Below are 21,766 nucleotides of genomic sequence, written 5' to 3' on the forward strand. Positions count from 1 at the left end.
CCTACGCAGACGCCGCGGCGCCCCGCCGTCACGCACGCTCGAGGAACTCCTCGCGCTCGGGGTCGAGCTGCTCCCGGATTGCGGCGGCGAGCGCGGGGTGGTCCGCGAGGTCCGGGTCCTGCGCGACGACCTCCGCCGCGTCCGCCCGCGCGGTCTCGATGACGTCCGCGTCCTTGACGACGCGCAGGAGCCGCAGGGAGCTCGCGCGCCCGGACTGCGCGGCGCCCAGGACGTCGCCCTCGCTGCGCAGCTCGAGGTCGACGGTGGCGAGCTCGAACCCGTCCGTCGTGCGGGCGAGCGTCTCGACGCGCGTCGCGGCGGGCGTGCCCGGCTGCGCGGTGGACACGAGCAGGCACAGCCCGGCGGCCGACCCGCGCCCGACGCGCCCGCGGAGCTGGTGGAGCTGGGAGATGCCGAACCGGTCCGCGTCGAGCACGACCATCGCCGTGGCCTCCGGGACGTCGACGCCGACCTCGACGACCGTCGTGGAGACGAGCACCTGGACCGCTCCCGACGCGAAGTCGGCCATCACGGCGTCCTTGTCCGCGGGCGGCATCTGGCCGTGCAGCACGCCGACCGTCAGCCCGGCGAGCCGCGGGTGGGCGCGCAGCTCCTCCGCGACCTCCAGCACGGCGCGCAGCGGCGGCCGCTCGACGGCGTCGGGCGCCTCGGGGTCGAGCAGGAAGTCCGGGACGTCGTCGAAGTCGTCGTCCCCCGTCCCGCCCGCGTCGGCGTCCGGCTCGTCCGGGTGGATGCGGGCGCACACCACGTACGCGCGGTGCCCGGCGTCGACCTCCTCGCGCACGCGCGCCCACGTCCGCTCCATCCAGGTGGGGTTCCCGGCGGGCACGACGTGCGTCGTGATGCCCGACCGCCCGGCGGGGATCTCCGTGAGCGACGACGTCTCGAGGTCGCCGAACACGGTCATCGCGACGGTGCGCGGGATCGGCGTCGCCGTCATGACCAGCAGGTGCGGGGAGGTGCGGGCCTTCGCCCGCAGGGCGTCACGCTGCTCGACGCCGAACCGGTGCTGCTCGTCGACGACCACGAGCCCGAGGTCGGCGAACTGCACGTGCTCGGAGAGCAGCGCGTGGGTGCCCACGATGATCCCCGCCGCGCCGCTCGCGGCGTCGAGCAGGGCCTCCTTGCGCGCCGCGGCGCCGAGCGAGCCGGTGAGGAGCGCGACGCGCGTCCCGTGGTCGGCGCCCCCGAGGAACCCGCCCTCGGCGAGCGGCCCGAGGAGCGCCCGCAGGGTCCGCGCGTGCTGCGCGGCGAGCACCTCGGTGGGCGCGAGGAGCGCCGCCTGGCCGCCGGCGTCGATCACCTGGAGCATCGCGCGCAGCGCGACGACGGTCTTGCCGGAGCCGACCTCGCCCTGGAGGAGCCGTTGCATGGGGCGCGCGAGCGCGAGGTCGTCGGCGATCTCCCGGCCCACCTCGCGCTGTCCCTGCGTGAGCGTGAACGGCAGCGCCGCGTCGAAGTCCGCGAGGATGCCCGGCTCGCCCTTCGGCCGGGGCGGGCGGGCGGTCGCGGGCTCGGCGGCGGCCCGGGCACGCCGCTGCGCGAGCGCGGCCTGGAGGACGAACGCCTCCTCGTACCGCAGCCGGTCGCGACCGCGCCGCCACTGCTTCTCGTCGTACGGCTCGTGGACGTCGCGCAGCGCCTCGAGCCGGGTACCGAGCCCGCGCCGCTCGCGGACGGCGTCGGGCAGCGGGTCGGGGACGTCCTCCTCGCGCAGCGGGTCGAGGACCGTCCGCACGGCCGGCTGGATCTTCCAGCTCGGGATGCTCCCGCTCGCGGGGTAGATGGGGATCGGCCTGCTCGCCTCGAGGACGGCGCTCTCGGCGTCCTCGGCGTCGTCGTCCATGCCGATGATCTTGTAGTCGGGGTGCGTGAGCTGGCGCGTGCCCCGGTAGAGGCCGACGACGCCCGTGAACAGGCCGTGCCGCCCCGGCGCGAGCCGCTGCTCGTGGTAGCGCAGCACGTTGGGGCTCTTGGCGAAGAACGTGAGGGAGAGCTGCTGCGGGCCGTCCGTCACGATTGCCTCGAGGATGGCGCCCGCGCGGTTGCGCATGCGCCGGACGGTCGCGCTGCGGACCTGGGCGACGATCGTCACGTGCTCGCCGAGGGCGAGCCCGCCGAGGTCCGTGAGACGGCCGGGGTCGCCGTAACGGCGCGGGTAGTGGCGCAGCAGGTCGCCCACGGTCTCGAGGCCGAGCTTCGCGAGCGGCCCCGCGCTGCGCGTCCCGACGGCGCGGGTCAGCGGCTCGGCCAGCCGGTCCGTCATGCGCCCACCGCCTCGTCCGTGCCGTGGTGGACGACGACGCCCTCCGCGGCGACCGCGACCGTGCCGCCGTCCCGGCCCGAGCGCAGGAGCACGAGCTCGGCCCCGGCGCGGGCGGCCGCGGGGGCGAGCGCGTCGAGCGCCGGGAGGGGGACGTCGTCGTCCGCGAGGACCGTGACGACCTCGGCGGGACGCTCGAGCAGGCCCTCCAGGAGCCCGACGAGCCGGTGCGCGGCCTCGGGGTCGTCCGTCCCGGCCGCCGACGCCCGGGACGTGCGCACCGTGGCGAGAGCGGACCGCACGGCGTGCACGCGTCCGGGGCCGTCGACCAGTTGGGCGGCGGCGAGCGCGACCGTCACGTGCAGGTCCGTCGGGGCCGCGAGCACCTCGAGCGACTCGACGCCGTCCTCGCGCAGGGCCGCGCGGAGCGTCGCGACGTCCTCCTCGGGGAGGTCGCCGCCGGGCAGCACCACGACGTGCGCCGCGCGCGCGTCGACGGCGACGCGGTGCAGCGCGGCGAGGTCGGGGGCACCGGGCTCGTCGCGCAGGAGCACGACAGCGCCCGCGCGCGCGAGGTCCGCGACGAGCCCCGGTGAGCTGGTCACCGCGACGAGCCCCGGCTCGTCCGACGGGCCGCCGTCCGCCGTGACGCCCGCCGCTTCCGGAAGATGGCCGTGCCCGTGCGCCCCCGGCAGGTGGCGCACGCGGACCTGCCGCAGCGCGACGAGCGCCCCCGCTCCCTCCCGCGACGCGCGGCCCTGGGCGTCGGCGAGCACCGCCCGTCCGGCCACGACCGCCGCCATCGGGTCGTCGGTGTGGACGTGCGCCTGCCACAGCCCTGACCCGTCGTCGCCCGCGCCGCCGACGACCACGACGGAGTCCCCGATCCGGGACAGGTCGGACCGCAGCCGCTCCCCCGGTGCCGCGGACGCGCCCGCGGCGCCCGCGAGCGCACCGCCCGGCAGGTCGACCACGTACATCACCTCGAACTCGCCCCCCTCGTGCGCGGCCTCGGTCCCCGACGCCGCCCCCACGGACGACCCGGTGACCGGCGTCATGCCGGACATCATGCCCAGCACCTCCGACACGACCGGCGCGGGGGTCACCGGCGCCGCGCCGGGCTCGTCGAGGCGTGCGTCGACGGTCCCGCGGCCCGGCTCGTCGATCTGCGTGCGGTCCGCTCCGCCGGTCCGCTCGTCGAGCGCCGCGACGAGCGCGCCGAGCACGAGCACGAGGCCGAGGGCCCCGGCGTCGAGCACCTGCGCCCGTGCCAGCGCGTCGAGCTCGTCGGTGCTGCGCAGCGCCGCCGCGCGGGCGCCGTCCCGCGCGGCGGCGGCGACGGTACCGGGCGAGGAGTCGCCGTCCGTGACCACGTCCGCGGCCGCGCGGGCCGCCGCGTCCGCCGCGGTGAGGATCGTGCCCGGCGCCGGGCGCGCGACGGCACCCCGCGCCGTGCGCGCGGCGCGGTCCAGGCCGACGGCGAGCGCCGCGCCCGAGACCGTCCGGTGCTCGGCGAGCTCGAGCGCGAGCCCGCGCAGGTACTCGCTGAGGATGACGCCGGAGTTGCCGCGCGCCCCGACGAGCGCCCCGCGCGCGAGACGCACGAGGACGTCGCCCGCGCCGTCCGCCGGGCCCGCGGCGTCCGCCGTGCCCGCAGGCAGCGCCCGCACGGCGTCGAGCAGCGTGAGGTACATGTTCGTGCCGGTGTCCGCGTCGGCCACGGGGAAGACGTTCACGCGGTCGAGCGACGCGCGCGCCTGGGCGAGGGCGTGGACACCGCCACGACCCCACGCGACGACGACGGCGGCGTCGACCACGTCGGCTCCGGGGCTCACGTCGGGACGGCTCCTCGTACGCTGGGGGACGGCCCGGCCGCGCGCGGCGGGTCGGACGACCCGGCGGTCGTCGGGACCACGGTAGTCAACGCGGCCCCCGGTCGTGGGGCGAGCCGCCCCGGGTCCGGCGTGATCCGTGCGACGCGGACCCGGTTTGAGCTGAGGGCCTCGGATCGGCTACCCTGACGAGGTTGCCCGGGTGCTTCGCGCGCCCTCGACGTCGTCGAGGAGCCGCCGAGGGACACCGGGCCGGACACCCTACAGACCATTCAGGACGTCGCCGCTGCGTGCGCGACGTGCACGACGATCAGGAGAAACCGTGGCTGCCAACTGCGACGTCTGCGGCAAGGGCCCGGGCTTCGGGCACAGCATCTCGCACTCCCACATCCGCACGAAGCGCCGCTGGAACCCGAACATCCAGCGCGTGCGCGCCGTGGTCGCGGGGACGCCCAAGCGCCTCAACGTGTGCACCTCGTGCCTCAAGGCCGGCAAGGTCACCCGCCCCGCCTGAGTCGCGCGACTCCTCCACGAGAGCGCCCGCCGGTCCCCGGCGGGCGCTCTCGTCGTCCGTGGCCCCGGTCGCCGGACGTCCGCGCTCCGAAGATCTCCTGAGGATCCGGACAAACGGGCTTGGTGTATCCCCGCCCGGGTGGCAGTCTTTGTTCATGGTGACGGAACTGAGCGAGGTAACGATCCGCCCGGCCGGCCCCGCGGACGCGCGCGCCATCGCGGCCGTGCACATCGCGTCGTGGCGCGGCGCGTACGCCGGCATCGTGCCGGACGAGTACCTCGCCTCGCTCGACCACGACCAGCGTGAGAAGCACTGGGTCCAGAGCCTCGGCACCGCCGGGGCGCGCACCTGGCTCGCCGACGCCGACGGCCGCACCATCGGCTTCGCCACCCTCGGCCCCGGTCGCGACGAGGACGCCGAGCCCGGGGACCTGGAGATCTACGCCATCTACCTCGACCCCGAGTCCTGGGGCCGCGGCGTCGCGCGCGACCTCATGCGCACCATGCTCGGCGAGGTGGGCCCCGGCACCACCGTCACGCTCTGGGTCCTCGAGGACGCCGAGCGCGCGCGCCGGTTCTACCGTCGGCACGGGTTCAGCCCGGACGGCGTCGAGCGCCGCGACGACATCGGCGGCAAGGACCTCACCGCCGTCCGCTACCGCCGGAGCTGACGCCCGCGCTCACGCGCGGAAGTGGTCCCACCCCGACGACCGGCGCGGCACCGCGCCGTCCAAGCGCACGCCCGGGCCGTCGTCGCCCGCGGGACGCACCGTGCCGAGCCGGCGGAACCCGGCCGGGAGCGGTACCGCCGCGGGGAACGTGGCGAGCAGGCCGTGGTCCTCTCCCCCGGACAGGACCCACCCGTCGACGAGCTCCGCCCCGTCGTCCTCGCGCGCGAGCGCGGCGCCCGCGTCCCGCAGCCCGGCACGGTCGGCGGCGAGCGCAGCCGGGTCCAGGTCCACGACGACGCCGCTCGCCCGCGCGACCCGCCCCGCGTCCCGCAGCAGGCCGTCCGAGACGTCCATCATCGCCGTGGCCCCGGCGTCGGCCGCGACCGGGCCCGCGGCGAGCGGCGGGTCGGGACGCAGGTAGGCGGCGACGAGCGCGTCGTCGACGTCCGCGCGACCGGCGTCGAGCAGCGCGAGACCCGCGGCGGACCGCCCGAGCGTCCCCGCGAGCGCGACGACGTCGCCCGCCCGGGCCCCGCCGCGCAGCACCGGCTCGCGTCCCTCCAGGTCCCCGTGGACGGTCACGGCGACCACGACCTGGTCCCCTCCGGACAGGTCGCCGCCCACGACCGCGGCACCGAGCGGGGTGCACGCGTCGGCCAGCCCGCGCGCGAACCCCGTGACCCAGTCGACCGGCAGGTCGCCCGGCATGACGAGCGACACGACGAGCGCCGCGGGCCGCGCGCCCATGGACACGACGTCGGCGAGGTTCTGCACGGCGGCGCGCCGGCCCACGTCGTAGCCCGTCGACCAGCGCCGGCGGAAGTGCCGGTCCTCGACGAGCACGTCGGTGGACACCACGTAGCGGCCGTCGGGCGCGGCGACGACCGCGCAGTCGTCCCCCGGCCCGACGAGCGTCGAGGGGGCCGTGGGCAGCAGGGGGAAGATCCGGGCGAGGAGCGCCTCCTCAGGCACGTCGCGGACCAGCAGGGGCGTCTCGCTCACGCGGCCACCCTAGTCGCCGCCCGGGCGGTCACGGGCACCCGTCGCGGGCCGCTACGGTGGTCGCGTGCTCGACGTCGTCCCTCCCCGCTCCCCCTCCGCCCGTCCGGGGTCGTCCCGGCCGTCCCGGCGCCGGCTCGTCCGCGCCCTGGCCGTCCCCGCGCTCCTGGGCGTCGTGGCGACGACCGCCGCGTGCGCGCCGCGCATCGGCGTCCCCGTGGCGGACGACGCCCAGAACCCGCTGTGCGCGGACGTCGTGCTCGCGCTGCCCGACTCGCTGGGCGAGGACCTGCCGAAGGTCGGCACGACGAGCCAGGCCACGGCCGCCTGGGGCGAGCCGGGCGCGGCGGTGACGCTGCGGTGCGGCGTCGAGGTGCCCGGGCCCACGACGACGGCGTGCCAGAGCGTCGTGTCCGAGGGGGGGAGCGTCGACTGGCTCGTCGTCGAGGACGAGGGCACGTGGACGTTCACCACCTACGGGCGCGACCCCGCGGTGCAGGTCGTCGTCCCGCCCGCCGTGACGGAGGGGCACTCGACGTCGTTCATCGCGGACCTGGGCCGCGCGGTCATGGAGGTCCCGCAGACGCGCGCGTGCGTCGGGGTGGGCGACGTCGGCTGAGCCGGTGCCCGTTCCGGGGCGCCGCCGGCCCGTCGCCCGCGCGGTCAGCGCAGGCCGGTGGGCCGCTCGAGCGCGAGCGCGACGAGCTCGTCGATGAGGTCGGGGTAGCTGAGCCCCGACTTCTCCCACATGCGGGGGTACATCGAGAACGGCGTGAAGCCCGGCATGGTGTTGATCTCGTTGACGACGACCTGCTCGTCGGGCGTGACGAACACGTCGACGCGCGAGAGTCCCTCCGCGCCGACCGCCTCGAACGTGCGGACGGCGATCTCGCGCACGCGCTCGACGAGGTGCTCCGGGAGGTCGGCCGGGCACGACAGCTCGACCCCGGCCTCGTCGAGGTACTTGGCCTCGAAGTCGTAGAAGTCGTGCTGCTCGCCCGTGACGACGATCTCCCCCGGCAGGGACGCGCGCGGCCGCGCTCCCCCGCGTCCGCCGAGGACGGCGCACTCGATCTCGCGACCGACGACGCCCGCCTCGACGACGACCTTCGGGTCGTGCTCCTGCGCCGCCGCGATCGCCGCGGGCAGGTCGGCGAGGTCGTCGACCTTGGAGATGCCGAGGCTCGACCCGGCGCGCGCGGGCTTGACGAAGACGGGCAGGCCGAGCGCGGCCACCGCCTGCGTCGCCGTCTCCGGGTCGCGCTCGAACGCCCCCGGCTTGACGACGGTGTACGGCGCGATCGGCAGGCCCTCGCCCGCGAGCACGAGCTTCATGAAGTGCTTGTCCATGCCGACCGCCGAGGCGAGGACGCCCGCGCCCACGTAGCGCACGTCGGCGAGCTCGAGCATGCCCTGGAGGGTGCCGTCCTCGCCGTAGGGGCCGTGCAGGAGCGGGAAGACGACGTCCACCTCGCCGAGCACGCGCGGCACCTCGCCGGGCGTGAGCACCCGCAGGTCCCGGCGTCCGGTCGACAGCGGGAGGATGACCTCCTCGCCCGTCGGCTCGACCTGGGGCAGCCGGCCCGCCGTGATCTCCCAGCGCGACGGCTCGTCGGCCGCGAGGACCCACTCGCCCGACGGCGTGATCCCGACCGGGACGACGTCGTAGCGCGTCCGGTCGATGGCGCGCAGGACGCCCGCGGCGGTCGCGGCGGAGATGGCGTGCTCGCCCGAGCGCCCGCCGAACAGCACGAGGACGCGGGGCTTGCGGGGGGCGCCGGTGGGGTGCTCGTCGGTGGACGGCACGGACCGGTCGGGGCTCTGGCTGGACATCGCCGACGACCCTACCGGACGCCTGCTCGCGCGCGGACGCGCGCCGGTGCGAGATCCGGCGAGCATCCCGGCGAGATCCCGGGAACGATCCGGGAGGCTCCGGCGTTGGGAGTGCCGTGGAAGACACGACTCTCGAGGCCCCCGCGGCCGACGACCCCGACCATAGTCCCGGCCGCACCGGCCCCGGCAGCGAGCGGACGCACCCACGCGTCCCCGACGACCGGACGGCGGTGCGGGCACGATGACGACCTTCCTCTCCCTCCTCCTCGGGCTCCTCGTGGTCCTCGCGATCACGGCGGCGACGGCCTACTTCGTCGCGCAGGAGTTCGCCTACATGACCGTCGACCGCTCCCGGCTGGGGGCCAAGGCGGAGGCCGGCGACGAGTCGGCCCGGCGCGCGCTCGCCGTGACCCGGCGCACCTCCTTCGTCCTGTCCGGCGCACAGCTCGGCATCACGGTGACGGGCCTGCTCGTCGGCTACGTGGCCGAGCCCCTCATCGGGCAGTCGCTCGGCACCATGCTCGGCGGCGTCGGCGTCCCGACGGGTGTCGGCGTCGCGGTGGGCACCGTCCTGGCGCTCGTGCTGTCGACGATCATCCAGATGCTCTTCGGCGAGCTGTTCCCCAAGAACCTCGCCATCGCGCGGCCCGAGCCGCTCGCGAAGGGTCTGGCGCGCTCGACGTCGGCGTACCTCACGGTCTTCGGCTGGCTCATCGCGGTGTTCGACAAGGCGTCCAACGCGCTGCTGCGGATGCTCAAGATCGAGCCCGTCCACGACGTCGACAACACCGCGACCGCGCGCGACCTCGAGCACATCGTGGCCGACTCGCGCGAGAGCGGGAACCTGACCGACGAGCTGTCCGTGCTCCTCGACCGCGTGCTGGACTTCCCGCAGCGCGACGTCGAGCACGCGATGATCCCGCGCTCGCGCGTGGGGACCGTCCGGCCCGAGGCCACCGTCGCCGAGGTGCGCGAGCTCATGGCCCGCGCCCACACGCGCTACCCGGTGGTCGACGACACGGACCAGCCGCTCGGCGTCGTCCAGCTCGCCGACGTCCTCGCGACCGACCTGCCCGCGGACGCCCCCGTCACGGCGCTCATGCGCCAGGCCGTGGTGCTGCCGACCGCCATGACGCTCCCGGACGCCCTCGCGCAGCTCAACTCCACGCGCAACCAGCTCGCGTGCGTCATCGACGAGTACGGCGGCTTCACCGGCGTGCTGACCGTCGAGGACCTCGCCGAGGAGCTCGTCGGCGAGATCACCGACGAGCACGACCCCGAGCAGCCCGCCACGGTCACGGCCGAGGAGGACGGCGTGTGGGTCATGGGCGGCGACGTCCACGTCGACGAGGCGGAGCGCGCCCTCGGGCACGACCTGCCCCGCGGCGACCACGAGACGGTCTCCGGGCTCCTCATCGCCCAGCACGGCGCCCTGCCGCGCGCGGGCGACCAGATCGAGGTGCCGCTCCCGGACGACCCGGCCGACCTCGTGCACGACGAGCCGGTGCACCGCGCGCTCCTCGTCGACGTCCTGTCGGTCGAGCGGCACGTGCCGCGTCTCGTGCGCGTCCGGCTCGTCGAGCGGCGGGGCGACGTCCCCGTCGACGTCGTCGTGCACCCGACCGCGCGCGAGGCAGCGCACCCGACCGACGCCGCGGAGGAGACCCGATGAGCAACCCCTGGGTCGTCGTCACGGCGACCGTCGCGATCATCGCGCTCAGCGCGTTCTTCGTCGCCGTGGAGTTCGCGCTCCTCGGCGCCAAGAGGCACCGCCTCGAGGACGCCGCCCCCACGAGCCGCGCCGCGCGCGCCGCGCTGCGCAGCTCGAACGAGCTCACGCTCCTCATGGCCGGCGCCCAGCTCGGCATCACCGCGTGCACGCTCGCGCTCGGTGCCATCACCAAGCCCGCCGTCCACCACTGGCTCACGCCCGTCTTCGAGACGTGGGGCGCGCCCCTGTGGGCCGCGGACGTCGCGGGCTTCGTGCTCGCGCTGATCGTCGTGACGTTCCTGCACCTCGTCGTCGGCGAGATGGCACCGAAGTCGTGGGCCATCGCCCACCCCGAGCGGTCGGCCACGCTGCTCGCGCTGCCGATGCGCGGGTTCATGTGGGCGTTCCGCCCGCTCCTGCGCTGGCTCAACGAGCTCGCGAACCGCTGCGTGCGGGCCGTGGGCGTCGAGCCGGTGGAGAACGTCGAGGGTGGCGGGCAGGACGCCGCGACCCTGCGGCACCTGGTCGAGCACTCGGCGAACGTCGGCGCGCTCGAGGCGTCGTACCGGGCGCAGATCTCGGGCGTGATCGAGCTCGAGACCCTCACTGTCGACGCTCTCGTGCCGACCGGGAGCCGGCCCACGTCGGTCCCCGCCGACGCGACGGCGGCCGACGTGCGACGCGCGTCGGCCCGCTCGGGCCACCTGCGCATCCTCGTCCAGAACGGGAGCGTGGTCCCGAAGGTCGTGCACGTGCGCGACACGCTCCTCGAGCCGGACGACCGGCTGGCCAAGGAGCTCGCGCGCCCCGGGTTCGTCCTGGAGTCCGGCACCACGGTGCACGCCGCGCTCGCGCGCATGCGCGAGTCGAGCGAGCAGCTCGCGGTCGTCATGGACGGCGAGCGGTTCGTCGGCGTCGTGACGCTCGCGGACGTCCTGCGCCGCATCCTCCCCCACCCGGAGGACCCGGTGCCCGTCCTCGTGGGCTGACGGCCGGCCACCGGCCGCCGTACGGTGGAGGGGCCCCGGCGACGCACGTCGCCGGGGCCCTTCCCCGTCCACCCCTCCACCGTCCGTCCCGAGACCGAAGGCAGGCCATGCCCACGCCCGTCCCGTCCCCCGCCCCGTTCCCCACGCCGCGCACGCTGCTCTCCGACGAGCTGCTGGAGCAGATCCGCGGCCGGGCCGCGGGCTATGACCGCGACAACGCGTTCTTCACCGAGGACCTCGCCGCGCTCACCGAGGCCGGGTACCTGCGCGCGCTCGTGCCGGAGTCGTTCGGCGGCGCGGGCCTCACCCTGCGCGAGCTGGCGCACGAGCAGGCGCGGCTCGCGGGTGCCGCCCCCGCGACGGCGCTCGCCGTGAACATGCACCACGTGTGGACGGGCGTCGCGCGCTACCTCCACCTGCGCGGCGACGCGTCGCTCGACTGGCTGCTCGAGGACGCCGTCCGCGGGGGCGTCTTCGGGTTCGGGTACTCCGAGGGCGGCAACGACCTCGTGCTGCTCGGCTCGCGCACCGAGGCCCGCCCGGACGAGCGGGGCGGGTACACGTTCCACGGCCGCAAGATCTTCACGTCGAACTCGCCCGCGTGGACGCGGCTCGGCGTGCTGGGGCTCGACACCCAGTCGCGCGACGCCCCGCGCCTCGTGCACGCGTTCGTGTCGCGCGACGCCGGGGTCCAGGTGCTCGACGACTGGGACACGATGGGCATGCGCGCGTCGCAGTCGCGCTCCACGGTGCTCGACGGCGCGTTCGCCCCCGTCGAGCGCGTCGTCCGGCGTCTGCCGCCGGGCCCGACGTTGGACCCCCTCGTCGTCGGGATCTTCACGACGTTCGAGACGCTGCTCGCGTCGGTGTACACGGGCATCGCGGACCGTGCGCTCGAGCTCGGCGTCGCCGCGGCCCGCCGTCGGACGTCGATGAAGAACGACGGCGCGCCGCTCTCCGAGGACCCGGACGTCCGCTGGCGCCTCGCCGACGCCGCGCTCGCGCTCGACGCCGTCTGGCCGCAGATCGACACCGTCGCGGCCGAGCTCGACGCCCTCGTCGACCGCGGCGCGGGCTGGTTCCGCGCGACCGCGGGGCTCAAGGTGCGCGCGACGGAGACGGCGAAGACCGTCGTCGACCAGATGGTGCGGGTCGCGGGCGGCTCCAGCTACTTCGCCGGCAACGAGCTCGGCCGCCTCTACCGCGACGTCCTCGCCGGGATCTTCCACCCGTCCGACGACGAGTCCGCCCACTCGACCGTCGCCCAGTCGCTCCTCGGCCCCCTGTCCTGACGCGGACCACCGGACGCCGAGCAGGTGGTCCTGGCTCGTCCCGGCCGCACGACGCACCAGGACGACCTGCTCGGCCGACCGTGATCGCCTGGTCGCCCGGTCAGGGGGTGGTCGCCCAGGGCACTCGTCGGGCGGCCGAGCGTACGCTGCCGCCATGAGCGACCCGCACGTCCCCGACGCCCTGTCCCCCGCGACCGTCGCCGTCGCCGCGGGACGCCCCGAGCGGTCGCAGGGCGCGCCCGTGAACCCCCCGATCGTGCTGTCCTCGACGTACGTGTCGCAGGGCGTCCAGCAGCCGGGCGAGCTCCTGTACACCCGGATGGACACCGAGACGTGGCACCCGTTCGAGGAGGCGCTCGCCGCGCTCGAGGGCGCGGAGCACCCCGGCGTGGTGTTCGGCTCCGGGATGGCGGCGATCGCCGCGGTGTTCTCGGCCGTGCCCGCGGGCGGGAAGGTCGTGCTGCCGCGCCACGCCTACCAGGTGTCGCTCGGCTTCGCGGACGACCTCGCGGCACGGGCCGGCGTCGAGGTCGTGCGCGTCGACGTCGCCGACACCGACCAGGTCGTCGCGGCCCTCGACGGCGCGTCGCTCCTCCTCGTCGAGTCCCCGACGAACCCCATGCTCGAGGTCGCCGACCTGCCCGCCCTGCTCGCGGCGGCGCGCGAGCGCGGGGTCCTGTCCGCCGTCGACAACACGTTCGCGACGCCGCTCGGCCAGCAGCCCCTCGCGCACGGCGCGGACGTCGTCGTGCACTCGGTGACGAAGTACCTCGCCGGGCACTCCGACGTCGTGCTGGGGGCGGCCGTCGCGCGCACGCCGGAGCTCACGGCCGCGCTGCGTGCCTACCGCACGCTCCACGGCTCGATCCCCGGGCCGTTCGAGGTGTGGCTCGCGCTGCGCGGCCTGCGCACGCTCGCCCTGCGCGTCGAGCGGTCCCAGCAGAACGCGGCGGAGCTCGCGCGCCGGCTCGCCGAGCACCCCGACGTCGTCGAGGTGCGGCACCCGAGCCTGCCCGACGACCCGGGTCACGAGCGCGCGACGCGCCTCATGACCGGGTACGGCTCGATCCTCGGCGTGCGCCCGCGGGGTGGCGCGGCGGGCGCGGACGCCGTCGTCGCGGCGGTCCGGCTGTGGGTACCCGCGACGAGCCTGGGCGGGGTCGAGTCGAGCCTCGAGCGCCGACGCCGGTTCGCGACCGAGTCGCGCACGGTCCCGGAGGACCTGCTGCGACTCTCGGTGGGCGTCGAGGACGTCGAGGACCTCTGGCGCGACCTGGACCGGGCGCTGCGCAGCGCGGTCGACTGACGCGCGCCACGGCCACGGCCGCGGCCGCGCGGCGCCGCGGCGGCGCGTGCGTCGTTCCGGCTCCGCGCCGCCACGCTCCGACTCCTTCAGAGCAGGTCGTTCTCCGCCTCTTCGAGGGGACCGCTCCACCAGGAGTCCGGCCCGGTCGCGGCGCTGTCGATGGCTCGCAGCCTCGTGCGGAGCGTCCGCAGCCGTGCGCGGTGCGAGGGAGCCTTGCGCCCGGACGGACGGGACGGCGGACGAACCTCCCCCGCCCGGAAGGCGCGGAGACGCTCCGCGGCCTGCTCGGCCGTCATCGTCGTCGGTCCGGGGGCGGGCTGCCCGGAGCTCAGGTACTCCGCGAACGCTTCCAGGAACCCCTCGGTCGCCGCCCGGTCGCGGTTGAGGGGGGACGAGTCGCCCGTCGCGACGTCCCGCACCCATGTCGACCCGTCCTCGTGCTCCATGACCAGAAGCTCTCCGTCGTGGACGACGCCGATCTCGCGGGCCCCGGGGTCGAGGTCGGTCCTCGCTGCCACCGGGTGCAGGCGGATCCCGAACAGATGCTCGTCACGCACGCCCTGGATCCTCTCCGCGCAGGCCGCCACGGCCCGCGCACCACCACCTGTGGGTCACCGCACCCTAGCCCGCGTCGGGCTCAGGTGCCGGGGAGCCGCGGCGGGACTGCTCCCGAGGGACGTAGAAGACCCCGCCGTCCAGGTCGACGTCGAACGGCCGGCCCTCCGCCGGCCGCTGCACGATGTCGAGCCGCTGACGTTCCTTCTCCTCGGTGAGGTGCGTCCGGCTCGGCTGGAAGATCTCGACGATCTCGCCGAACATGCCGGACGACGCGCTCTCGCCCGCGCCCTCGGAACGCCGGGCCCGCGCCTCCGCACCGGACGTGAAGCGGACGATCCCCACGACGACCAGTCCCGTGAGCGCGACCGCGAAGAACGCACCACCGATCCCCTGCAGCATCCCCCGAGGGTAGCGGCAGCCACCTCATCAGGACAGGGTGCGCGGTCCCCGAGACCGGGCCGTGACACGACCGTCGCCGGACCGTGGCCCGCCCGCCGCGCGCGCGTGACCTGGGGTTTCTAGGATCGACCGCATGACGACACGACGAGCGGTGCGGACGCGGCGGGCACGACCGACGGACGGTGCGGCGCCCGGGCGGCGGCCGGCCGCCGTCGCCGGCGCGGTCCTCGTCCTCGCGCTCGCGGCGTGCAGCCCCGGCGGGTCGGACGACTCGCCCTCCCCGTCGAGCACCGCGACGAGCGCGTCGCCCAGCCCGACCGACTCCCCGAGCACCACCCCGGAGCCCGGTGCCGAGCCGACCGACGGCGCGTCCACGCCGTTGGACGACGCGACGGAGGCACCGCTGCCGTTCCCCGCGAACACCGAGCCGGACACGCAGGACCCGTCCGCGGACGCCGCGCTCACGGTGACGGACGTCCGGGTCGGGCACCACGACGGGTTCGACCGGGTCGTCTTCGAGCTCGGCGGCACGGGGACGCCCGGGTGGCGGGTCGAGTACGTGGACCAGCCGACGGACGACGGCAAGGGCGACGTCGTCGCCGTCGACGGCGACGCCTACCTGCAGGTCATGATCTCCGGCTCGGGATACCCCATGGACACCGGGGTCGAGGAGTACGCAGGCCCCAACCCCGTCCGGGCCGAGGACGGCGGCGAGGTCGAGGAGGTCCTGCTGCGCGGCGTGTTCGAGGGGTACACACAGGCGTTCGTCGGGGTCGACGACGAGCAGCGCCCGTTCCGGGTGTTCTCGCTCGAGGACCCGACCCGCGTCGTCGTCGACGTCCGCGACGACGGCTGACGGCCCGTCCGGAGGCCGAGGGCCTCAGCGCTCCGCCGAGACGCCCTCGGCCTTCTGCGGCCGGGACAGCAGGCCACGCGCCATCTCGTCGACGGGCATGCCCTCGTGGAGCACCGCGACGACGCCCGCCGTGATGGGCATCTCCACACCGACCTTGCGCGCGAGCTCGAGCACCGAGCGGCACGACTTCACGCCCTCCGCCGTGCCGCCGGTCGCGGCGATCGCGTCGTCGAGGCTCAGCCCCTGGCCGATGTGCTTGCCCAGCGTGTGGTTGCGCGAGAGCGGCGACGAGCACGTCGCGACGAGGTCGCCCATGCCCGCGAGCCCGGGGAACGTCTCGGCGTCCGCCCCGAGCGCGAGCCCGAGGCGCGTGATCTCGACCAGGCCGCGCGTGATGACGGTGGCGGTCGTGTTGTAGCCGAACCCGCGGCCCTGGGCGATGCCCACGGCGAGCGCGATGACGTTCTTCACCGCGCCGCACAGCTCGACGCCGACCACGTCCCGGTTGGTGTACGGGCGGAAGTACGACGACGAGCACGCGCGCGCCACGTAGCGCGCCACGTCGTCGTCGGCGCACGACACGACGGTCGCCGTCGGCTGCCGGTGCGCGATCTCCCGCGCGAGGTTCGGCCCCGAGACCACGGCGACGCGCTCGGGAGCCAGGCCGAGCGACTCCGCGACGACCTCGCTCATGCGCCGGTCGGTGCTCAGCTCGACGCCCTTCATGAGGGACACCGCGACCGCGTCGGGCGCCACGTGCGGGCGGAGCTCGGTGAGCGTCTCGCGCGCGACCTGGGAGGGCACCGCGACGACGACGAGCCCGGCGCCCGCGAGCGCCTCGGCCGCGTCGGTCGTGGCGCGGATCCCCTCGGGGAGGTCGATGCCCGGCAGCCGCTTCTCGTTGCGGCGCGAGGTGTTCACCTGCTCGGCGACCTCGGCGTCGCGGCCCCAGAGGCGTACCTCGCACCCGGCGTCGGCCAGGACGGCGGCGAACGTGGTGCCCCAGCTGCCGGACCCGAGGACGGCGGCGACGATGCGCTCGGCGCTCACGCGCGGTCCTCCGTCCCGGGCCGACGGCGCAGGTCGAACCGCTCAGCGGGCGCCTGCTCCCCGCGGATCTCCTCGAGCTGGCTCGTGATCGCGGCCATGATGCGCTCGGTCGCCTCGCGCAGCGTCGCGGTGTCCTGCGGGCGGTCGTAGAGGTCGGAGAGGTCGACGGGCGGCCCCGCGTGGACCGCGACCTGCTTGGGCGGGATCGGCTTGAACACCTTGCCGTACGGCGCGAGGAGCCGGTGCGCGCCCCACTGGGCGATGGGGACGACGGGCGCCCGGCTCGTGAGCGCGAGGCGCGCGACGCCCGTCTTGCCCACCATGGGCCAGCCGTCCGGGTCGCGCGTGAGCGTGCCCTCGGGGAAGAACACGACGCACTCGCCCTCGTCGAGCCGGGCGGTGGAGTCCACGAGCGACTGCGCGGCGCCCGCGGTGCCGCGGTGCACGGGGATCATCCCGGTACGGGTGAGGAGGCCGCCGAGCACGGGCACCTTCCAGAGCGACGCCTTCGCCGTGATCTTGGGGGCGCGGCCCTGGTCGTAGAGGAAGTGCGCGAGCGTCACCGGGTCGACCTCGGTGACGTGGTTGGCGGCGGCGATGAACCCGCCGTCGGGCAGGTTCTCGGCACCCCGCCAGTCGCGTCGGGTGATCGCGAACAGGATCGGGCGCAGCAGGAACGCCAAGGTCTTGTACGCGCGCGGGGTCTGGGGCTGGCTCGGCACGGTCACCGAGCCTACCGGGCGGGGCCCGCCCTCAGATCCAGCCGTGCCGCCGCGCGGCGTGCGCGGCCTCGTGCCGGTTCGCGGCGCCCAGCTTGGCCGCCGCGGACGAGAGGTAGTTGCGCACCGTGCCGGGCGCGAGGTGGGCGCGCGTCGCGATCTCCTCGACGGGGGCGCCGTCCGCGGCGAGCTCGAGCACGTCGGCCTCGCGCGGCGTGAGCGGGCTCGCGCCCGCGGCGATCGCCTCCGCGGCGAGCTCCGGGTCCACGTAGCGGCCGCCGTCGCGCACCTGGCGCACGACGTCCGCGAGGACGCGCGCCGAGACGGTCTTCGGCAGGAAGCCCCGCGCGCCCGCCTCGAGCGCGCGCTTGAGGTAGCCCGGGCGTCCGTGGCTCGTGACGATGACGACGCCGCACGACGGCAGCTCGCCGGCGAGCCGCTGCGCGACCTCGACGCCGTCGAGGCCCGGCATCTGGAGGTCGAGCACGGCGACGTCGGGCCGGAGCTTGAGCGCGGCCGCGACGGCCTCGGGGCCGGACGCCGCCTGCGCCACGATCTCGAGGTCGTCCTCGAGCGCGAGGAGCGACGCGACGGCGTCGCGGATGAGGTTCTCGTCGTCGGCGAGCAGGATGCGGATCACGCCGGGGTGGTCCTCTCGGGGAGCGGGGACGGGGACGTGCGGTGGGGACGGGCGGCGTCGGGCACGCGGGCCACGAGCCCGAACCGCCCGTCGTCGACCCACGTCTCGAGGCGACCGCCGGCGCCCTCCAGTCGTTCGCGGAGCCCGACGAGGCCCGACCCGCCGCCGGTGCGCGGCGCCGTCGGGACGCCGTCGTTGACGACCTCCACGACGCTCGACGCCCCGTCGCGGTGGACCGTGATGGTGCAGGTGCGCGCGGTCGAGTGCCGCACGACGTTCGTCACGGCCTCCCGGACCGCCCACGCGAGCGCCTCCTGCGCGTCCTCGCCCACGGGGGTCTCGTCGCCGTGCACGGTCGTCTCGATCCCGGCGGACCGCAGGACGGACCGCGCCCCGGCCAGCTCGGCGCCGAGGTCGGCCGTGCGGTAGCCCGCGACGACGGCGCGCACCTCGCGCAGCGCGTCCTGCGCGATGCGACGGACCTCGAGCATCTGCTCCTCGGCGCCGGGGCGGCCGCGGGCCGCGAGCTCCGCCGCGAGCTCGCTCTTCACGGCGACCACGGACAGGGTGCGCCCGAAGACGTCGTGCAGGTCGCGCGAGAACCGCAGCCGCTCCTCCGCGACGGCGAGGCGGGCGTGGAGCACGCGCGTGCGCTCCTGCTCCCACACGACGCCGAGCATCCAGACCGAGGCGCGGTACGAGCCGAAGACGCCGAGCAGCATGACCAGGACCGAGAGGCCGAGGCCCACCGCCATGCCCGCCGTCCGCGCCGTCACAGGCCCGGTGCCCATCCACACGGAGCACCCGGTGACGACGGCGAGGACCAGCGCGACGAGCGCGACCCGCCGGAAGGTGAGCAGGGGGACGAGCGCCAGCACCCCGTACCCGAGGCCCAGGAGCATCGCGTAGTAGCGGCCGCTCGCGGCGACGTCGTCGGCGCCGTCCACGGGGAAGGTGCCGACGGCGAGCGCGGCGACCGCGAGCGAGAGGACCCCGAGGAGGACGAGCAGCACCGGGTGGACGCGGCGTCCGCCGAGGAAGTGCCCGATCCCGGCGCGCAGCGTGAGGATGCAGACGACCGTGTGCACGAGGACGAGCGCCAGCCAGAACCGCGCCACCGACGGGTCGAACGTCCGGTCGCTCCCGATGAGGGCGAGCGCGATGAAGGGCTCGGTCCCCGAGAGGAAGTAGAGCGACCATCGGGTGTAGGAGTCGAACCGTTCGGGGCCGGTCCGACGGCTCCACACGTCGAGGAACGTGCGCGGTCGGGTGATCACGACGACCAGCCTCGCACGCGGACCGCGTGCGAGGCCGTGACAGTCGTCATGAGGTGGGTGCCCCGGGCACCCGTGGACGGCTCAGTCCCGGCGGACGTCCGCGCCGAGCGCGACCAGCTTGTCCTGGAAGTTCTCGTAGCCGCGGTCGATGAGGCTGATGCCGCGCACGGTCGACGTGCCCTTCGCGGCGAGCGCGGCGATGAGGTGGGAGAAGCCGCCGCGCAGGTCGGGTACCTCGATGTCGGCCGCGGTGAGCGGCGTCGGGCCCGAGATGACCGCGGAGTGGTGGAAGTTGCGCTGCCCGAACCGGCAGTCGCGCCCGCCCAGGCACTCCTTGTAGACCTGGATGGTCGCGCCCATGCCGCGCAGCGCGTCCGTGAAGCCGAAGCGGTTCTCGTAGACCGTCTCGTGCACGATCGACAGGCCCTTGGCCTGGGTGAGCGCCACGACGAGCGGCTGCTGCCAGTCCGTCATGAAGCCCGGGTGCACGTCCGTCTCGAGCACGATCGGCGACAGGTCGCCGCCCGGGTGCCAGAACCGGATGCCGTCGTCCTGGACGTCGAACCGGCCGCCGACCTTCCGGAACGTGTTGAGGAACATCATCATCTCGGGCTGCGTCGCGCCCTTGACCGTGATGTCGCCGCCCGTCGCCAGCGCGGCCGACGCCCACGAGGCCGCCTCGATGCGGTCGCCGAGCGCGGTGTGCGTGTAGCCGTCGAGGCGGTCGACGCCCTCGATGCGGATCACGCGGTCGGTGTCGACCGAGATGATCGCGCCCATCTTCTGGAGCACCGCGATGAGGTCCATGATCTCGGGCTCGATCGCGGCGTTCGCGAGCTCCGTGATGCCCTCGGCGCGCACCGCGGTCAGCAGGAGCTGCTCGGTCGCCCCCACCGACGGGTACGGCAGCGCGATCTTCGTGCCCTGGAGGCGGCGCGGGGCACGGATGTGGATGCCGTTCTCCCGCTTGTCCACCACCGCACCGAACTGGCGCAGGATGTCCAGGTGGTAGTTGATCGGCCGGTCGCCGATCCGGCAGCCGCCCAGGTCCGGGATGAACGCCTCACCGAGACGGTGCAGCAGCGGGCCGCAGAACAGGATGGGGATGCGGCTCGAGCCCGCGTGCGCGTCGATGTCCGCGACGTGCGCCGACTCGACGTTCGACGGGTCCAGGTCGAGGATCCCCGCGTCCGGGTCGGACTTCACGGTGACGCCGTGCAGCTCCAGCAGCCCCGTCACGACGCCCACGTCGCGGATCTGCGGCACGTTGCGCAGCACGCTCGGCGACTCCCCCAGCAACGACGCCACCATCGCCTTCGACACGAAGTTCTTCGCGCCGCGCACGGTGATCGTCCCGTCCAGCGGGGTCCCGCCGTCGACGTACAGCACATCCTTCATGAGCTCTGGTCGCCCTCTCGCCAAGCCGATGGTCGTGGTGCCCCTGCGGGCAGGGCCCGCGTGCGGGGCCGCGGACGGCCGTTCCGCGCGCGCGGGTCCCGTGCGTGCCAACGTGCGGCACCCGGAGATTATTCACCCCCTGCGGGGGTGCTCGCCGCCGAACCGACGGCGGCGGCCGTCCCCGACACGTTACTCCCCGGTACGTCCGCGCGGGACGAGCGCCCAGAACCGCGAGACAGAGCCTCCATCGCGCGAGGGAGAGCCCCGGTCGCGCGAGGTAGAGGCGTGGTCGTGACCACGCCTCTACCTCGGCGGGCCGGGCTCCCCTCGGTGCGGCGGGATCGGGTCAGACGGCGGTCGCGTCGAACGCCGCGACGTACCGGTCGATCTCGGCGAGGTAGGCCGCGCGCTGCGAGTCGCCGAGCCACGACGCCTCGAACGAGTTCCTCGCGAGCTGCACGACCTCCTCCGTCGTGAGGCCCGCCGCCTCCGCGAGCGCGACGTAGTTCTCCGCGACGTAGCCGCCGAAGTACGCCGGGTCGTCGGAGTTCACGGTGACGCGCACGCCCGAGCGCAGCAGGCCGGCGATCTCGGTCGCCTTCATGTCGTCGGTGACGAACGAGTTCGAGATCGGGCACGTCGTGAGGCCCAGCCCACGCTCGCGCACGACGTCGACGAGCGCCGGGTCCTCCACGACGTTCGTGCCGTGGTCCACCCGGTCCACGCCGATCTCGTCGAGCACGGTCCGGATGTTGTCGATGCTGCCGACCTGGTCGATGTCGCAGTGCATCGTCAGCCGGTACCCCAGCTCGCGGGCGCGCGCGAACACGTCCGCGAACTTCTGCGGCGGGTTGTCGCGCTCGTCGGAGTCGAGCCCGACGCCCAGGATCTTGTCGCGGAACGGCACCGACGCCTCGAGCGTCTCGGCCGCGCTCTGCGCGGAGTGGTCGCGCAGGAAGCACAGGATGAGGTGCGCGTCGATGCCGTGCTTGCTCGGCGCCTCGGCCGCGGCGCGGTGGTACCCCGTCACGACCGCCTCGAACGGCACGCCGCGCGACGTGTGCGCCTGCGGGTCGAAGAACATCTCGGCGTGCTTCACGCCGTCCGCCGCCGCGCGGGCGAGGTAGGCGTCGGCGAGCTCGTAGAAGTCGTCCGCGGTCTGCAGCACCTCCATCGCCGGGTAGTACACGGCGAGGAAGCTCGTCAGGGAGTCGAACGCGTACGTCGCGCGCACCTCCTCGACCGTCGACTGGCCGATGTCGATGCCGTTGCGCTGCGCGAGGCGCAGCTTGAGGTCGGGCTCGAGCGTGCCCTCCAGGTGCAGGTGCAGCTCGGCCTTCGGCAGGCCGGTGACGAACTCGCGGGTGGGCGTCGTGGGCGCGGGCATGGGTCTCCTTCTCGGTCGGTGTCCCCCGGGACCATCTTCCCCCGGGCACGAC

Annotated in this window: 20 protein-coding genes; 8 read left to right on the forward strand and 12 right to left on the reverse strand. The window is 75.1% G+C overall.

The genetic code is table 11. The features are described from left to right. Positions 1-28: 28 nt before the first annotated feature. Together recG and B9L22_RS16295 are read right to left on the reverse strand one after the other, a co-directional pair. Entirely contained in the window at positions 29-2,287 is a 2,259-nt protein-coding gene (gene recG, locus B9L22_RS16290) for an ATP-dependent DNA helicase RecG (RefSeq protein ID WP_086151162.1), read from the reverse strand. Then, positions 2,284-4,119, reverse strand: a complete 1,836-nt coding sequence (locus tag B9L22_RS16295; RefSeq protein WP_086151163.1) for a DAK2 domain-containing protein — start codon at positions 4,117-4,119, stop codon at positions 2,284-2,286. The genes recG and B9L22_RS16295 overlap by 4 nt, the downstream gene beginning before the upstream one ends. A gap of 319 nt (positions 4,120-4,438) precedes the next feature. On the opposite strand from B9L22_RS16295, the gene rpmB reads away from it, so the two are divergent. Further along, positions 4,439-4,630 carry a 50S ribosomal protein L28 gene (rpmB, locus tag B9L22_RS16300; protein ID WP_024840757.1) on the forward strand — a complete coding sequence of 64 codons (192 nt, stop codon included), beginning with the start codon at positions 4,439-4,441 and terminating at the stop codon, positions 4,628-4,630. Positions 4,631-4,784: 154 nt separating this feature from the next. Further along, positions 4,785-5,300: a GNAT family N-acetyltransferase gene (locus B9L22_RS16305; RefSeq protein ID WP_021483587.1), complete on the forward strand. Its 516-nt coding sequence runs from the start codon at positions 4,785-4,787 to the stop codon at positions 5,298-5,300. Between the two features lie 9 nt (positions 5,301-5,309). Here the strand turns inward: B9L22_RS16305 and B9L22_RS16310 are convergent, their stop codons facing one another. Then, on the reverse strand, positions 5,310-6,302 hold the full coding sequence (locus B9L22_RS16310; RefSeq protein ID WP_086151164.1) for a thiamine-phosphate kinase: 993 nt from the start codon (positions 6,300-6,302) through the stop codon (positions 5,310-5,312). Between the two features lie 64 nt (positions 6,303-6,366). Here B9L22_RS16310 and B9L22_RS16315 point away from each other — a divergent pair, with 64 nt between their 5' ends. Further along, positions 6,367-6,918, forward strand: a complete 552-nt coding sequence (locus tag B9L22_RS16315) for a DUF3515 family protein (RefSeq protein ID WP_233140196.1) — start codon at positions 6,367-6,369, stop codon at positions 6,916-6,918. Between the two features lie 44 nt (positions 6,919-6,962). Here the strand turns inward: B9L22_RS16315 and B9L22_RS16320 are convergent, their stop codons facing one another. Beyond that, a complete protein-coding gene (locus B9L22_RS16320) occupies positions 6,963-8,132 on the reverse strand; it encodes a D-alanine--D-alanine ligase family protein (protein WP_086151165.1) in 1,170 nt (389 codons plus the stop codon). 241 nt (positions 8,133-8,373) lie between these two features. Here B9L22_RS16320 and B9L22_RS16325 point away from each other — a divergent pair, with 241 nt between their 5' ends. From B9L22_RS16325 to B9L22_RS16340, 4 genes are all read left to right on the forward strand, one after another. Further along, positions 8,374-9,804 (forward strand): hemolysin family protein, encoded by a 1,431-nt coding sequence (locus B9L22_RS16325; protein WP_086151166.1) that lies wholly within the window; start codon positions 8,374-8,376, stop codon positions 9,802-9,804. After that, entirely contained in the window at positions 9,801-10,832 is a 1,032-nt protein-coding gene (locus B9L22_RS16330; protein ID WP_021481110.1) for a hemolysin family protein, read from the forward strand. Before B9L22_RS16325 ends, B9L22_RS16330 begins: the two co-directional genes overlap by 4 nt. A 107-nt stretch (positions 10,833-10,939) precedes the next feature. After that, positions 10,940-12,124, forward strand: coding sequence for an acyl-CoA dehydrogenase family protein (locus B9L22_RS16335; RefSeq protein ID WP_086151167.1), 1,185 nt, complete (start codon positions 10,940-10,942; stop codon positions 12,122-12,124). A gap of 154 nt (positions 12,125-12,278) precedes the next feature. Then, the gene (locus B9L22_RS16340) at positions 12,279-13,430 is read left to right on the forward strand and encodes a PLP-dependent aspartate aminotransferase family protein (RefSeq protein WP_086151168.1); all 1,152 of its coding nucleotides are present in this window, start codon (positions 12,279-12,281) and stop codon (positions 13,428-13,430) included. Positions 13,431-13,516: 86 nt separating this feature from the next. Here the strand turns inward: B9L22_RS16340 and B9L22_RS16345 are convergent, their stop codons facing one another. After that, on the reverse strand, positions 13,517-13,987 hold the full coding sequence (locus B9L22_RS16345) for a hypothetical protein (RefSeq protein WP_143317353.1): 471 nt from the start codon (positions 13,985-13,987) through the stop codon (positions 13,517-13,519). Between the two features lie 64 nt (positions 13,988-14,051). Further along, positions 14,052-14,387: a DUF6191 domain-containing protein gene (locus tag B9L22_RS16350; protein ID WP_086151170.1), complete on the reverse strand. Its 336-nt coding sequence runs from the start codon at positions 14,385-14,387 to the stop codon at positions 14,052-14,054. A gap of 133 nt (positions 14,388-14,520) precedes the next feature. Between B9L22_RS16350 and B9L22_RS16355 the strand changes: the two genes are divergently transcribed. Further along, the gene (locus B9L22_RS16355) at positions 14,521-15,243 is read left to right on the forward strand and encodes a hypothetical protein (protein ID WP_198947323.1); all 723 of its coding nucleotides are present in this window, start codon (positions 14,521-14,523) and stop codon (positions 15,241-15,243) included. A 24-nt stretch (positions 15,244-15,267) separates the two neighbouring features. Here B9L22_RS16355 and B9L22_RS16360 read toward each other — a convergent pair whose 3' ends face one another. From B9L22_RS16360 to B9L22_RS16385, 6 genes are all read right to left on the reverse strand, one after another. After that, on the reverse strand, positions 15,268-16,293 hold the full coding sequence (locus B9L22_RS16360) for an NAD(P)H-dependent glycerol-3-phosphate dehydrogenase (RefSeq protein WP_021482673.1): 1,026 nt from the start codon (positions 16,291-16,293) through the stop codon (positions 15,268-15,270). Continuing rightward, on the reverse strand, positions 16,290-17,015 hold the full coding sequence (locus B9L22_RS16365) for a 1-acyl-sn-glycerol-3-phosphate acyltransferase (RefSeq protein WP_034654564.1): 726 nt from the start codon (positions 17,013-17,015) through the stop codon (positions 16,290-16,292). The genes B9L22_RS16360 and B9L22_RS16365 overlap by 4 nt, the downstream gene beginning before the upstream one ends. Positions 17,016-17,046: 31 nt before the next feature. Beyond that, positions 17,047-17,652 carry a response regulator transcription factor gene (locus B9L22_RS16370; protein ID WP_043654878.1) on the reverse strand — a complete coding sequence of 202 codons (606 nt, stop codon included), beginning with the start codon at positions 17,650-17,652 and terminating at the stop codon, positions 17,047-17,049. Then, complete coding sequence (locus B9L22_RS16375) at positions 17,649-18,929, reverse strand: sensor histidine kinase (protein WP_051028166.1); 1,281 nt, start codon at positions 18,927-18,929, stop codon at positions 17,649-17,651. The genes B9L22_RS16370 and B9L22_RS16375 overlap by 4 nt, the downstream gene beginning before the upstream one ends. An 81-nt stretch (positions 18,930-19,010) precedes the next feature. Further along, the gene (murA, locus tag B9L22_RS16380; RefSeq protein ID WP_021481138.1) at positions 19,011-20,327 is read right to left on the reverse strand and encodes a UDP-N-acetylglucosamine 1-carboxyvinyltransferase; all 1,317 of its coding nucleotides are present in this window, start codon (positions 20,325-20,327) and stop codon (positions 19,011-19,013) included. Positions 20,328-20,673: 346 nt separating this feature from the next. Then, positions 20,674-21,714 (reverse strand): adenosine deaminase, encoded by a 1,041-nt coding sequence (locus B9L22_RS16385; protein WP_074809821.1) that lies wholly within the window; start codon positions 21,712-21,714, stop codon positions 20,674-20,676. Positions 21,715-21,766 lie beyond the last annotated feature (52 nt).

The organism is Cellulosimicrobium sp. KWT-B (genome assembly GCF_002127155.1).
Lineage (GTDB): Bacteria > Actinomycetota > Actinomycetes > Actinomycetales > Cellulomonadaceae > Cellulosimicrobium > Cellulosimicrobium funkei.

Excerpts from the sequence above, each read along its gene's own strand:
- recG (WP_086151162.1), bottom strand. The coding sequence starts at position 2,287 with ATGACGGACCGGCTGGCCGAGCCGCTGACCCGCGCCGTCGGGACGCGC.
- B9L22_RS16305 (WP_021483587.1), top strand. The coding sequence starts at position 4,785 with ATGGTGACGGAACTGAGCGAGGTAACGATCCGCCCGGCCGGCCCCGCG.
- B9L22_RS16320 (WP_086151165.1), bottom strand. The coding sequence starts at position 8,132 with ATGTCCAGCCAGAGCCCCGACCGGTCCGTGCCGTCCACCGACGAGCAC.
- B9L22_RS16325 (WP_086151166.1), top strand. The coding sequence starts at position 8,374 with ATGACGACCTTCCTCTCCCTCCTCCTCGGGCTCCTCGTGGTCCTCGCG.
- B9L22_RS16330 (WP_021481110.1), top strand. The coding sequence starts at position 9,801 with ATGAGCAACCCCTGGGTCGTCGTCACGGCGACCGTCGCGATCATCGCG.
- B9L22_RS16335 (WP_086151167.1), top strand. The coding sequence starts at position 10,940 with ATGCCCACGCCCGTCCCGTCCCCCGCCCCGTTCCCCACGCCGCGCACG.
- B9L22_RS16340 (WP_086151168.1), top strand. The coding sequence starts at position 12,279 with ATGAGCGACCCGCACGTCCCCGACGCCCTGTCCCCCGCGACCGTCGCC.
- B9L22_RS16350 (WP_086151170.1), bottom strand. The coding sequence starts at position 14,387 with ATGCTGCAGGGGATCGGTGGTGCGTTCTTCGCGGTCGCGCTCACGGGA.
- B9L22_RS16355 (WP_198947323.1), top strand. The coding sequence starts at position 14,521 with ATGACGACACGACGAGCGGTGCGGACGCGGCGGGCACGACCGACGGAC.
- murA (WP_021481138.1), bottom strand. The coding sequence starts at position 20,327 with ATGAAGGATGTGCTGTACGTCGACGGCGGGACCCCGCTGGACGGGACG.
- B9L22_RS16385 (WP_074809821.1), bottom strand. The coding sequence starts at position 21,714 with ATGCCCGCGCCCACGACGCCCACCCGCGAGTTCGTCACCGGCCTGCCG.